This window comes from Cupriavidus basilensis (assembly GCF_000876015.1).
Lineage (GTDB): Bacteria > Pseudomonadota > Gammaproteobacteria > Burkholderiales > Burkholderiaceae > Cupriavidus > Cupriavidus basilensis_B.
Map to the genome: position 1 here is coordinate 95102 of NZ_BBQM01000015.1, position 13436 is coordinate 108537.

Here is a 13436-nt window from a genome sequence, read left to right on the forward strand (position 1 = left end):
GTCAATCTCGCCGACCAATTAAAAGTTGGTGCCTTTTATTCATATGAACAGGAGTAATTAGTGAAGAAGAACGCAATCGTTTTTTCCATCGCCACGCTGTTTGGCCTGGCCGCTGCGCAAACCGCGTTCGCGCAATCCGCGGGCAAGGTGAAGTTCAACGGTGAACTGGTGAGCAGCACCTGCTCGATCACCGCCGGCGACGAAGACAAGACCGTCACGATGCCCACGGTGTCGACCACCGCGCTGGCCACCCAGGGCGCCACCGCCGGCGCCACCTCGTTCACCATCGGCGTGACGCAGTGCTCCGCGGACCTGAACACCGTCAAGGCGCATTTCGAGATGGACAACATGGATCCGGCCACCCGCAACCTGAAGAACCTGGCCACCACCAACCCGGCAGGGAACGTCAACGTGCAGCTCGTCGACGGCGACGGCGGCGCGCCGATTCCGCTCGGCGCCGGCGGCAAGCCCGTCAACCTCACCGGCACCGGTGCCGCGCGCGGCGCGACGCTGACGTACGGCGGCCAGTACTACGCCACCGCCGCCACCACGGCCGGCAAGGTGGAATCGTTCGCCCGCTTTACGCTGGCCTACAACTAAATCGATCCGCCGGGATCGGCGAATTCCGGGCTGTCTCGCCAGAGGCGGTTCGGAATTTTCCGGAAAAAGAATGAAAAGGAGTATTGCGTGCGCTTATGGAAAATCGGCGCCTTCATGGTGGCCATGATGTTATTGCCGGCGCAGGCAGCCGTCGTCATTACCGGAACGCGGGTCGTTTATCCGGAGCAAAGCCGCGAGGTCAATGTACGCATGACCAATATCGAAAATTCGCCGGTGCTGGTGCAGGCGTGGATCGACGACGGCGACGTCAATGCGCAGCCCGACGAAATCCAGGTTCCCTTTGTCCTGACGCCGCCCGTGTTCCGCATGGAGCCGAAGAAAGGGCAGACGCTCAGGGTGATGTACGCGGGCGAGAACGCGCCGCCGGAGCGCGAATCGCTCTACTGGCTGAACGTCCTCGAAATCCCGCCCACGGCGCAGGACGCGGCCAGCCGCAACCTGCTGCAGTTCGCCTTCCGTACCCGCATCAAGCTGTTCTACCGGCCTGCGGCGCTGCAGGAAGACCCCGCCGCCGTGCGGGCCCGGTTGAAGTGGCGGCTGGTGCCGGGCGCGAAAGACGCAAAAGACGCAAAAGACGAGAAGGGCGGCGGCCCGGTGCTGCGCGTCGACAACCCGACCCCGTACCACATCTCGTTCAGCCGCGTGTCGCTGAAGTCGGGCGACGGGGAAACATCGTTCAACCAGGACATGGTGGCGCCGTTCGGCCATCTCGATTTCGAGCGCAAGCAGGGCGAGCCGGGCCTGGTGAAGGCGCCGGGGCTCGTTTCCTACGGGCTGCTCAATGACTACGGCGCGGAAGTGAAGGACACGGCAAACGTGGAAACAGTGGAGTAAGTGGACCAGGCGGTAAAACGATTGGGGGTGAGCTGAGTGGCTGGCGTAGTAAGCAGGGCAATGCAGGGTGGACCGCAGGGCGGCGATCATGGCGTTTTCCGCTGCCGTCAAACGGTTTCGGCAGCGATTCTGGCCTTTGGCGCGGGAGCGTGGGCCGTGGATGCATCCGCAGAGGAGGCCGGCAAGCTCGCCGTGACGCGCCGGCCAAGCGTGGAACTGGCGGCGCTGTCCCCCAGCGCCGCCCCGCAGATCCTGGCCGACGGCATGCCGCCGCGCGCGCCCGCCAGCCGCCAGGAACCCGCCGAGCCGCTGGTGGTGGCCTTCAATTCCGCCCTGTTCGCCGGCAAGGGCGTCGACCTGACGCGCTATGCGCGCGGCAATCCGGTCGAGCCCGGCACCTATCCGGTCGACGTCTCCGTCAACGGCGCCGGGCGCGGCCGCCTCGAGGTCGAGTTCCGCGCCGTGCCCGGCAGCGAGACCGCGTCGCCGTGCTTCACGCTCGCGACGCTGGAGCGGCTCGGCGTGGACAGCCAGGCGGTGGTGCGCCAGCTCAAGGGGCTGGACGACGAGGACGCCGACGCCACCGTCGACGCCGCGCGCGCCACGCTGGACCCCGAAACCTGCCTGCCGCTGCGCGAGGCACTGCCGGGCGCCAGCGCCTCGTTCGACAGCGCCGACCTGAAGCTCGACCTCACCATCCCGCAGCTCGCCATGAGCAAGACGCCGCGGGGGTACATCGACCCCGCGCGCTGGGACAACGGCATCGACGCCGGCCTGCTGCAATACAGCCTGAACACCTACACCAGCGAGCAGAAGACCGGCACGCAGGATTTCAGCAGCGCCTATCTCGGTTTGCAGAGCGGGCTGAACATCGGTGCCTGGCGCTTCCGCCAGCGCTCCACGGTGAGCTGGATGAGCCGCGGCGCCGGCGTGGGCTGGCGCAGCCTCGAGGCCTACGCGCAGCGCGACATCACCGCGCTGCGCAGCCAGTTGACCGCCGGCGACAGCTACACCAGCGGCGAGGTCTTCGATTCGTTCGGCGTGCGCGGCGTGCAGCTCGCCAGCGACGACCGCATGCTGCCCGACTCGCTGCGCTCGTACGCGCCGGTCATCCGCGGCGTGGCGGACACCAACGCGCGCGTGATCGTGCGGCAGAACGGCAACATCATCTACGAAGCGAGCGTGCCGCCGGGCCCGTTCGAGTTCACCGACCTGCCCGCCACCGGCTACGGCGGCGACCTCGAGGTCACGGTGACGGAGTCCGACGGGCGCGCGCGGCAGTTCTCCGTGCCGTTCGCCTCGGTGGCGCAGATGCTGCGTCCAGGCAGCTACCGCTTCAGCGTGGCGGCGGGCCGCTACCGCGATGCCGCGCACGGCGCCACGCCGTGGGTCGCGCAGGGCACCTACCAGCACGGCCTCACCAATCTCGTGACGGCCTACGGCGGCGTGCTGGCATCGGCCGGCTACGTCTCGAGCGTGCTCGGCTTCGGCCTGAACACGCCGATCGGCGCGATCGCGTTCGACGCCACCGCCGCGCGCACCGAGCTGCCGGGGCGCGGCAACCGCAGCGGCATCAGCACGCGCGCCAGCTACAGCAAGATGATGCCGGGCTCGCGCACCAATTTCTCGCTGGCGGCCTACCGCTATTCGACGCCGGGCTTCTACAGCCTGGGCGACGCGGTCCGCGCGCGCGAGGACCACGCCGGCGCCGGCGGCACCGACGACTATCGCGACTATCGCGCGCGCAGCCGCCTGCAGGTGAACGTCAACCAGCAGGTCGGCACGCGCAGCGCGTTCTATGTATCGGGCAGCACGCAGAACTACTGGGGCACGGCGCGCGGGCGCGACCTGCAGTTCCAGTTTGGCTTCAGCAGCGTGTTCCGGCACGTCGGTTATTCGCTCTACGCGCAGCGCGCCACCGACGGCAACGGCCGCACGGTGACGCAGGTCGGGCTGAACCTGTCGATTCCGCTCGGCCGCGCCACCGCGGCGAACCGCAACACGTTCAGCTTCCTGTCGGCATCGGCCTCGCGCGATTCGAGCGGCAACAGCGCGCTGCAGACCAGCCTGTCGGGCAGCCGCACCGACATCGGCCTCGACTACGGCGTCAATATGGCGCGCATCGTGAGCGGCGACAGCACCAACGCCTCGCTCGGCGGCTACGGCACGTACCGCTCGCCGGTCGGCACGGTCACGGCGAATGCGTCGCTGAACAACCGCACGCGCCAGGCGTCGCTCGGCGCCACGGGCGCGGTGGTCGTCCACCGCGGCGGCGTGACGCTGAGCCCGCCGCTCGGCGCGGCCGCCGCGCTGATCGAAGCCAAGGGGGCGAAGGGCGGCAAGGTGATCAACGGCCAGGGGGCCTCGATCGACCGCTTCGGCTATGCCGTGGTTCCGTCGCTGATGCCATACCGCGCCAACACGGTGGCGCTCGATCCGGCCGCCATGCCCGACGACGTCGAGCTGAACAACACCAGCGAGGAAGTGGTCCCGCGCCTGAATGCCGTGGTGTTCGTGAAGATGGCCACGCGCCTGGGGCGGCCGCTTATCGCCACGGTGCGCAAGGCCGACGGCAGCCCGCTGCCGATGGGCGCCGAGCTGTTCGACACGTCCGGCAAGTCGCTGGGCGGCGTCGGGCAGGGCGGCATGACGTTCCTGCGCGGGCTCGAGGGCAGCGGCGCGCTCACGGCGAAGTGGGGCGAGCGCGCGGAGGAAAGCTGCACCGTGCCTTACGCGATTGCGCCGGCCGGCCTGCAGGCCAGGAAAGGCGCCACCACGCTGCGTGTGCAATGGCGCTGCCGGCCGTCCGCGTGAGGGCAGCGGCATGCGCGTCCGGGCGAAGACATCCGCGCCGCGTCCGCCTGGGGGCGCGCGCCGGCGCGGCGCTGCCGCCTTGCGCGGCGGCGTCCCATCCCGGTCCTGCGCCGGTCCAGCAATCCAATTCGTCGGGCGAACCGAAATGACGACACAGAGGCATACGTTGAAACAACTTGCGCGCGGCGCCCGGCGGGCCGCGCTGGCCGCGCTGGCGCTGGCATGGACCGCGCCGGCCGCGTTCGCGGCGGACTCGCCGACCGTCACGCTGAACTTCACCGGCACCTATCACGCGGTGTCGTGCACGGTCGCGGCGGGTGCGACGGACCAGACCGTCACGCTGCCGACCATCTCGACGCGCGTGCTGACCGCCGCCGGCGAGACCGCCGGGGCCACGGGCTTCCACATCCCGGTGCAATGCGACAGCGGCGTGGACTCGGTCATCGCCTATTTCCAGAGCGGGCCGACCACCGATCCCGGCACCGGCAATCTCCAGGTGCAGGACCAGGCCGGCGTGCAAAGTGCGACCCGCGTGCAGGTCCAGCTCACCAACGGCGACGGCTCGCCGATCAAGGTGGGCGACCGCTCGACGGTCAGGCCCGTGCCGGTCGAAGGCCGGACCAACCTGCAGATCCCGTTCTTCGCGCGCTATTTCGCCACCGGCCAGACCGGCGCGGGCGTGGTCCAGACCTACGTCACCTACATCCTCCAGATGCCGTGACGGCGGCATCGCTCCATCCAGACATTTCCTCGCATGAACCTCGGAACACCCGGTGCATCGCTGCGCCCGCTGATGCACGACACCGCGCTGCATCTCGCCCTGCTTTCCCACGGCGCGCAACTGCCGCCCATTCACGTCTGGCGCGCGCGCTGCGCCGGCCTTGCCGAAACGCTGGCGCAGGCGCTGCGGGACCGCGGCTACGCCGAGGCCGCGGTGAGCGAGATCGGCCTGGCGCACTGCGTGCTGCTCGACGAGGTGACGCTGCGCGGCCTGCCGCCGGGCCAGCGCGACGACTGGATGCGCGAGACGCTGCAGGCGCGCTTTCACGCGGCGCAGGACGGCACCAGCCGCGTGCGCGTGCGCATCGAGGCGCTGCTGAACTCGGCGGCGCCGTCGCCGGCGCTGCTGGACTGGTATGACCTCGTGCTCGAACTCGGTTTCCTGGCAGGGCGCGACCTGCGGCAGGCGTACCGCCGCCGCCTGGCGGCGGCCGCGGGGCGGCACCCGGAAGAGACGGCCGGCGCGCGGGCGGAACCGGACGGCGGCGCAGGCGCGCCGGAGCAGGCCGCGGCCGACGGCCGCGAGCTGCCGGTCGTCCTGGTGCTCGGCCCCTACGCGGGCGCGCTGTTCGCGCGCGAGGCGTCCCGCGCCACACTGCGGCGCGACGACCGCGCGGTGTGGCTGCGCGTCGATACGCCCGCGCAACTGGCCGAGACGATGGCCAAGGTCAAGGCCTCGCGCGGCCGTTTCCCCGACGCGGCGCTGATTCCCGTGCTGCCCGAAGGCGACGACGAGGCGACGCTGCGGCGCGAGTTCGCGCAGTGGCAGCACGTGCTGGCGACCGCGCTGTGCCATCCCGGATGCGTGCTGCCCTGCTATCTCGCGGTGTATGCCTGCCTGGGCCCGCTCGGCGCGCAGGCGCCGGCGCCGCGGGAGCCGCGATGGTTCGGCGATGCCGTCGATTTCGGCGCGCCGGTCCTGGCCGGCACCGGCCACGTCCGCGAGCGCTTGCGGGCGCTGCGCGCGCAACTGGAGCAGGCGCCGCCGCACGGCAGCGCCGCGCGCGGCGCGCTGGGGCTGGCGGTGTTCGAGTGGCTCGACGCCGCGGCGCTGCTGTCCTCGCTGTCGTCGCTGGCGAACACCGCGCCGCTGGCGCTGCAGGGCCTGCTGCTGGCCGACCTGGCGCAGACGCCGGTGCGGCCCGGCGCGTGGTCGCGCTGGCTGGTCGGCCGCACCGGCATGCAGCCGCGCCTGACGACGCCGGCGACCGGGCCGCTGCCGGTGCCCGTGCCGGTCGGGCAGCCGCTGCCGGCGGCGGCGCCGGTGGCCGCACCCGCGCCCGCGATGGTTCCCGAGGCGGCATTCGAGGCGGAATTCGAGGCGCCGCCGGCGCAAGCGTTCCACGCCGTGCTGACGCCGCTGGCCGCCACCACGGCGCCGGCCGCGAGGTCCGCTGCGCCGCCGCCGCACAGCCGCGCGCGCCCGTGGCCGCACCGGCGGCCGCTGCTGCTGGCAACCGCGACGCTGGCCTTCGGGCTGGGCATCGCGGCATGGGCGAATCATCAGGCCATCCTGCGTGCCTTCCCCGGCCTGTATGCCTACTGGCACACAGGCGAGGAACATGGCGACGGTACTTCGGCGGCGCTGGCGCCGCTGGACCGCGCGCTGGACGAACTGGCGTCGCGCCTTCCGTCCCAGCCCGCGGTGCGCATCGACAGCCTGTCGCTGTTCGACAGCGGCAAGGCGACGTTCGCGCCGGGCGCCGCGCGGCGCGACCTGCAGGACGTGCTGGACCGCATCCGCGCGACGCCCGGCCAGCGCATCCTGATCGCCGGGCACGCCGATGGCGAAGGCTCGGCCCAGGCGAACTTCGTGCTGTCGGAAGCGCGCGCGCGGGCGATTCGCGACTGGTTCGTCGCGCAGGGCCCCCTGCCCGTCACGCGCTTCGCCATCCAGGGCTACGGCGACACGCGCCCGGTGGCCGACAACCGCAGCGCGGCAGGCCGCGCGCAGAACCGCCGCGTGGACATCTTCTTCGTTCCCGAGAGCGCGGCGCGGTAAGCCGTTGCGCCCGGCACTTCACGCGCCGCGCCGCCCCGGCGCGCGCGTGGTCCGGCGCCAGGAGCAGCGTCGTCATCTTCATTTTCACGGCGTCAATAAATTCAGAGTCGAAAGCCATTTTTCGAACAATTCCCATATAAGCGGTACAACCAAACACGTAGCATTGCGACTGGTTTTATTGGGAATTCTAAAAACGAAGAATTTTTCAATAGATTTTTACCAAAAGACATAAGGCTGGAGAGTTCATGTCTGTCATTTCAAACAGTTCACAGAAATTCATCGCGCGCAACCGCGCGCCGCGCGTCCAGATCGAGTACGACGTCGAGATCTACGGCTCGGAGAAGAAGGTCGAGCTTCCGTTCGTGATGGGCGTCCTGGCGGACCTCTCGGGGAAGCCGCTGGAGGCGCTGCCCGCCGTCAGCGACCGCAAGTTCTTCAACATCGACATCGACAACTTCGACGAGCGCATGAAGGCCATGCAGCCGCGCGTGGCGTTCTCGGTGCCGAATACGCTGACCGGTGACGGCCAGATGATGGTCGACATGACCTTCGAGAGCATGGAGGATTTCTCTCCCGCGGCCATCGCCAGGAAGGTCGACGCGCTGGCGCAACTGCTGGATGCGCGCACGCAGCTGGCCAACCTGCAGACCTACATGGACGGCAAGTCCGGCGCCGAGAACCTGGTCAGCAAGGTCCTCAAGGACCCGGCGCTGCTCAGCGCGCTGGCCAAGGCGCCCAAGCCCGAAACGGAAAAGAAAGGCGCTGCCGCACCGGCGGAAAAACGCTGATTTTCGTTGAAGGAAAAGATTGAATCTGGACTAGTCCACAGGAGTAGAAATGGCTGTACGTGAATCACAATCCCGGTCCGCCGAGGCGACGCTCGCCACGCAACCGGATTTCAATGCCTTGCTGTCGCGCGAATTCAAGCCGAAGACCGAGCAGGCGCGCGAAGCGGTGGAAGGCGCGGTCAAGACGCTGGCCGAGCAGGCCCTGGCCAACTCGATCACGATGTCCGATGACGCCTACAAGAGCATCGAGGCGATCATCGGCGAGATCGACCGCAAGCTGTCCGAGCAGATCAACCTGATCCTGCATCACGAAGACTTCCAGAAGCTGGAGAGCGCGTGGCGCGGCCTGCACCACCTCGTCACCAACACCGAGACCGACGAGAAGCTGAAGATCCGCTTCATGGACGTGTCCAAGGACGACCTGCGCCGCACCATGAAGCGCTACAAGGGCGTGGCCTGGGACCAGAGCCCGTTCTTCAAGCAGATCTACGAAGAGGAATACGGCCAGCTCGGCGGCGAGCCCTATGGTTGCCTGGTGGCCGACTACTACTTCGATCACACCCCGCCCGACGTGGACCTGCTCGGCTCGATCGCCAAGGTGGCCGCCGCCGCGCACGCGCCGTTCATCACCGGCGCCTCGCCGTCGGTGCTGCAGATGGATTCGTGGCAGGAACTGGCGAACCCGCGCGACCTGACCAAGATCTTCACGCAGAACCTCGAGTACGCGCCGTGGAACTCGCTGCGCAATTCGGAGGACGCGCGCTACATCGGCCTGGCCATGCCGCGCTTCCTGTCGCGCCTGCCCTACGGCATCAAGACCAACCCGGTCGACGAGTTCGGCTTCGAGGAATCGACCGACGGCGCCGACCACCGCAAGTACGCGTGGTCCAATGCCGCCTACGCGATGGCGGTCAACATCAACCGCTCGTTCAAGCACTATGGCTGGTGCACGCTGATCCGCGGCGTGGAGAGAGGCGGCGTGGTGGAGAACCTGCCGTGCCACACGTTCCCGACCGACGACGGCGGCGTGGACATGAAGTGCCCGACCGAGATCGCCATCTCGGACCGCCGCGAGGCGGAGCTGGCCAAGAACGGCTTCATCCCGCTGATCCACCGCAAGAACACCGACTACGCCGCGTTCATCGGCGCGCAATCGCTGCAGAAGCCCGCCGAATACTACGACGCGGACGCCACGGCCAACGCCAACCTGTCGGCGCGCCTGCCGTACCTGTTCGCCTGCTCGCGCTTCGCGCACTACCTGAAGTGCATCGTGCGCGACAAGATCGGCTCGTTCAAGGAACGCAGCGACATGCAGACGTGGCTCAACGAATGGGTCATGAACTACGTCGACGCCGATCCCGGCAATTCCTCGCAGGACACCAAGGCGCGCCGCCCGCTCGCGGCCGCGGAAGTGGTCGTGGAGGACGTGGAGGGCAACCCGGGCTACTACCAGGCCAAGTTCTTCCTGCGCCCGCACTTCCAGCTCGAAGGCCTGACGGTATCGCTGCGCCTCGTCGCCAAGCTGCCTTCGGTCAAGGAAGCCGCCTGACGCCCGGCCGTGCCGCCGCGGCACGGCCACCCCACACACACGATGCGAGGCCGCGGCCGGGCGCGGCCTGCCGCGCGGTCCCGGCCGGCATCAAGGCATGCGGGGCGGCCTGACGGCCGCCCGGCCGAGCGACGGGCAGGCGCTCGTGAAACATCCCTGCCTGCCTCAACGCATTGTTAACCGAGAACGTAAGGAGTATTGCCATGTCGCACGACATCTTCCTCAAGATCAACGGCATTGATGGTGAAGCGGAAGACGCCACGCACAAGGGCGAAATCGAAGTCTTGAGCTGGGCATGGAACGTGTCCCAGCAGTCGAACATGCATCTGGGTTCGGGTGGCGGCGCCGGCAAGGCGACCGTGGACGATCTGCAGTTCGAGCATTACATCGACCGTGCCAGCCCCAACCTGATCCAGTACTGCCTGCTGGGCAAGCATATCGACGAAGCCAAGCTGGTGGTCCGCAAGGCCGGCGGCAACCCGCTCGAGTACATCAAGCTGACCATGAGCGACGTGCTGGTGACCCAGGTGAGCCCGTCCGGCGTCGCCACCGGCGAATCGCGTCCGCGTGAAAGCGTGCGCCTGTCGTTCTCGCGCCTGAAGCAGGAATACGTGGTGCAGAACGCCCAGGGCGGCAGCGGCGGCGCGATCACCGCAACGTTCGACGTCAAGAAGAACGCAGCCTAACCCCCGACGCCGGTTTTCCGGAAGAGGGCTCCGCCGCGCCGCGGCGGAGCCCGAGGCTGCTGACCGGAGCGCCCGCGCGGCGGGCGGTGCGGCCAGCGGTCCTCCCCGACATGATCATCCAGATGCCTTCTCGACTTTCCTCCCGGCGCATGACGCGGCGCGCGGCCACCCGGTGGCTCGCGTCGGGGACGCTATGCCTGCTTCTGCCCGCCTGCGGCAGCCTGCCCCAGCCGCGCAAGGAGCGGGCGGACCTGCACGTGCGGATCAAGTCGGGCGAAGGCACGAATCCGGACGACAAGGGGCGCCCGGCGCCCGTCATGGTGCGGATCTACGAACTGAAATCGGCGACGGCGTTCGAGAACGCCGACTTCTTCACGCTGCACAACGACAGCAGGAAGGTGCTCGGCGAAGACGCGCTGGCGATGGACGAATTCATCCTCCGCCCCGGCGACACGCGCGACATCCGCCGGCGCGCCAATCCCGCCACCGTGGCGATCGGCGTGCTGGCCGCCTACCGCGAGCTGGGCAAATCCGTATGGCGCGCGGTCTACCAGGCGCCGCCGGTGCCCGAGGAAGGCTGGTACCGGGCGGTCATGCCGCGCACCAAGGTCAGGCTGAACGTCGATATCGGCCAGCAGGCCATTCTGGTTACTGAATTGGATTAGTTGCAATGAGTTGGCATAACAAAGTCGTCTGGAGCGAAGGGCTGTTTCTCCTTCCCCAGCTGTTTCAGCAGCAGGAACGCTATTTCGAGCACTTCGCGCACAAGCGCGCGGCCGTGCTCGGCCCGTTCTTCTGGGGCTTCGGCCAGTACGAGATCGACCAGGAATCGCTGTCGTTCGGCAAGCTCGTGTTCAAGAACGGCACGGGCGTGTTCCCGGACGGCACGCCGTTCGACGTGCCCGGCCACACGCCGCCGCCGCCGCCGCTGACCATCGGGCCCGAGCACCAGGAGCAGATGATCTACCTGGCGGTGCCGCTGCGCCTGCCCAACACCGAGGAAACCGCGTTCGACGAGCAGCCCGGCTCGCTGGCGCGCTATGCCGCCTTCGAGAACGAGCTGCGCGACAGCAACGCGATCGGCCAGGGCCCGAAGCCGGTCCAGCTGGCCAACCTGCGCCTGCGCCTGCTGCCGGAGAAGGAGCTGACCCAGTCGTGGATCGGCATCGCGCTCACGCGCGTCAAGGCGCTGCGCGCGGACGGCTCGGTGACGCTGCACGACACCGACCACATCCCGCCGGTCTGTCACTACGGCGCGAATCCGCTGCTGCGCGAATGGGCCACGCAACTGCATGGCCTGGCCAAGCTGCGCGCCGACGCGCTCGCGGCCCGCCTGTCTGGCGGCGACGGTCGCGCCGGCGCCGCCGCGGAAGTGGCCGACTACCTGCTGCTGCAGGTGCTCAACCGCTACGAGCCGCTGCTCGAGCACGTCTGCCGCATCCGCGAGACGCCGCCGGCGACGCTGTACCGCGAGCTGGCCATGCTGGCCGGCGAGCTGTCGACCTTCGTGCGCCCGCAGACGCGCCGTCCGCTGCCCACGCCGGGCTACGACCACGCGCAGCTATACCGCAGCATCCGGCCGCTGGTCGACGAGGTCCACTACCTGCTCAACCAGGTCCTGATCCGCGGCGCGCAGCCGATCCCGCTGACCGAGCAGCCGCACGGCATCCGCGTGGCCACCATGCTGCCGGCCGATCTCGCGGGCTACTCCAGCCTGGTGCTCGCGGTCGGCGCGCAGATGTCGCCCGACGTGCTGCAGCAGCAGTTCGCGGCGCAGACCAAGATCAGCCAGCCGCAGCGCCTGCCCGAGCTCATCCGTTCGCACCTGCCGGGCCTTACGCTGCTGCCGCTGCCGGTGCCGCCGCGCCAGATTCCGTTCAATTCCAGCTTCATCTACTACGAGCTGTCGCGCAGCGGGCCGTTCTGGGAGCAGATCGCGCAGCAGGGCGGCCTCGCCATGCACATCGCCGGCCGCTTCCCCGAGCTCAAGCTCGAACTGTGGGGAGTGCGTCATAAATGAGCTCGGCCACGTTCGATGACGGCGCGTTCGATTTCCTGTCCGATGCCGCCGCCAGCGCCGGCGCGGACGCCGGCCTGCTGCCCGGGATGGCGCGGCCCGCTTCTGGCACCCTCGGCACCCTCGGCGCGCCGGAAGCGCCCGAAGGCGACGGCGCGTTCGACCTGCCCGTCGACATCCCGGCGCGGCTGGCGGCGGTGCGCGCGGCCGCGAACCCGCTGCTCGAGGCTGCCCATCCGCTGCTGCGGGCGCTGGCCGACATGCCGGCTGCGCTCGATTCGTCGGACGCCGTGGCCAGCCTGCGCACCCTGCTGGTGCGCGAGGTCAGCGTGTTCCAGAAGCTGTGCGAGAAGGCCGACCTGCCGTGGAAGCACATGGCGGTGGTGCGCTACTGCCTGTGCACCGCGCTCGACGAAGCCGCCAACCGCACGCGCTGGGGCGGCGGCGGCGTGTGGGCCGCGCAGAGCCTGCTGATCACGTTCGAGGGCGAGGTCGACGGCGGCGAGAAGTTCTTCCTGCTGATCGGCCGCATGGCGACCGACCCGCAGGAATACGTCGACATCCTGGAGATCCTCTATCGCGTGCTCGGCCTGGGCTTCGAGGGGCGCTACAGCGTGGTCGCCGACGGCCGCCGCCATCTCGAGCAGATACGCCAGCGCCTGTGGACGCTGATCGCCGGCGCGCGCGACGCCCTCCAGCATGAGCTGTCGCCGCACTGGCGCGGCGCGCAGGCCGGCAAGCTGCCGTTCCTGCGCAGCGTGCCGGTGTGGGCCACGGCCGCGTGCGCGGTGCTGTTCCTGTTCGGCCTGTTCGCGTTCTACCAATACCACCTGCTGTCGCAGCGCAACGCGCTGGCCGCGCGCATTCTCGCCATCGGCAAGGAGGCACCGGCCGTGCCGGCGCAGCGCCTGCGCCTGTCGATCCTGCTCAAGCAGGAAATCGCGCGCGGGCTGCTGACCGTGGCCGAGGACGAGCGCCGCAGCGTGGTGGTGTTCCGCGGCGATGCCATGTTCGTGTCCGGTCAGGCCCGGGTGCGCCAGGAGATCGACCCGATCCTGGTCAAGGTGGCGCAGGAGGTGGCGCGCGTGGGCGGCCGCGTGACCGTGACCGGCCATACTGACAACCAGCGCATCCGCAGCGCGGAGTTTCCCAACAACCAGGTGCTTTCCGAGAAGCGCGCGGCCTACGTCGCGCAGATTCTGCAGGCCCACGGCACCCCCGCCAGCCGCATCCAGGCGGTCGGCCGGGGCGATTCGCAACCGGTCGCCGACAACGCCACCGCTGAAACCCGCGCGCGCAATCGCCGCGTGGAAATCACGGTGACGCTGTAGCGACGGAGCCCGCC

The 13436-nt window shown here is 69.1% G+C and carries 11 protein-coding genes; all 11 read left to right on the top strand.

What is annotated here, in order from left to right; genetic code table 11:
• Window positions 1-60 precede the first annotated feature (60 nt).
• The 11 genes from KF708C_RS14410 to tssL all read left to right on the top strand — a co-directional run bounded on the left by KF708C_RS14410 (window position 61) and on the right by tssL (window position 13422).
• On the top strand, window positions 61-600 hold the full coding sequence (locus tag KF708C_RS14410; RefSeq protein WP_020201790.1) for a fimbrial protein: 540 nt from the start codon (window positions 61-63) through the stop codon (window positions 598-600).
• A gap of 87 nt (window positions 601-687) precedes the next feature.
• Window positions 688-1455 carry a fimbria/pilus periplasmic chaperone gene (locus KF708C_RS14415; protein ID WP_370552823.1) on the top strand — a complete coding sequence of 256 codons (768 nt, stop codon included), beginning with the start codon at window positions 688-690 and terminating at the stop codon, window positions 1453-1455.
• 264 nt (window positions 1456-1719) lie between these two features.
• Window positions 1720-4269 (top strand): fimbria/pilus outer membrane usher protein, encoded by a 2550-nt coding sequence (locus KF708C_RS14420; protein ID WP_059412604.1) that lies wholly within the window; start codon window positions 1720-1722, stop codon window positions 4267-4269.
• A gap of 166 nt (window positions 4270-4435) precedes the next feature.
• Entirely contained in the window at window positions 4436-4990 is a 555-nt protein-coding gene (locus KF708C_RS14425) for a fimbrial protein (protein ID WP_063923010.1), read from the top strand.
• Between the two features lie 33 nt (window positions 4991-5023).
• Window positions 5024-7051, top strand: a complete 2028-nt coding sequence (locus KF708C_RS14430; RefSeq protein WP_082079561.1) for a DotU family type IV/VI secretion system protein — start codon at window positions 5024-5026, stop codon at window positions 7049-7051.
• Between the two features lie 245 nt (window positions 7052-7296).
• On the top strand, window positions 7297-7839 hold the full coding sequence (gene tssB / locus KF708C_RS14435; protein ID WP_020201795.1) for a type VI secretion system contractile sheath small subunit: 543 nt from the start codon (window positions 7297-7299) through the stop codon (window positions 7837-7839).
• A gap of 49 nt (window positions 7840-7888) precedes the next feature.
• A complete protein-coding gene (gene tssC / locus KF708C_RS14440) occupies window positions 7889-9388 on the top strand; it encodes a type VI secretion system contractile sheath large subunit (RefSeq protein WP_059412358.1) in 1500 nt (499 codons plus the stop codon).
• A 203-nt stretch (window positions 9389-9591) separates the two neighbouring features.
• The gene (locus tag KF708C_RS14445) at window positions 9592-10074 is read left to right on the top strand and encodes an Hcp family type VI secretion system effector (protein WP_020201797.1); all 483 of its coding nucleotides are present in this window, start codon (window positions 9592-9594) and stop codon (window positions 10072-10074) included.
• 110 nt (window positions 10075-10184) lie between these two features.
• Window positions 10185-10739 (top strand): type VI secretion system lipoprotein TssJ, encoded by a 555-nt coding sequence (gene tssJ / locus KF708C_RS14450; RefSeq protein WP_231401575.1) that lies wholly within the window; start codon window positions 10185-10187, stop codon window positions 10737-10739.
• Window positions 10740-10744: 5 nt separating this feature from the next.
• A complete protein-coding gene (gene tssK, locus KF708C_RS14455; RefSeq protein ID WP_059412359.1) occupies window positions 10745-12094 on the top strand; it encodes a type VI secretion system baseplate subunit TssK in 1350 nt (449 codons plus the stop codon).
• Window positions 12091-13422 (top strand): type VI secretion system protein TssL, long form, encoded by a 1332-nt coding sequence (gene tssL / locus KF708C_RS14460; protein WP_059412360.1) that lies wholly within the window; start codon window positions 12091-12093, stop codon window positions 13420-13422. Before tssK ends, tssL begins: the two co-directional genes overlap by 4 nt.
• Window positions 13423-13436 lie beyond the last annotated feature (14 nt).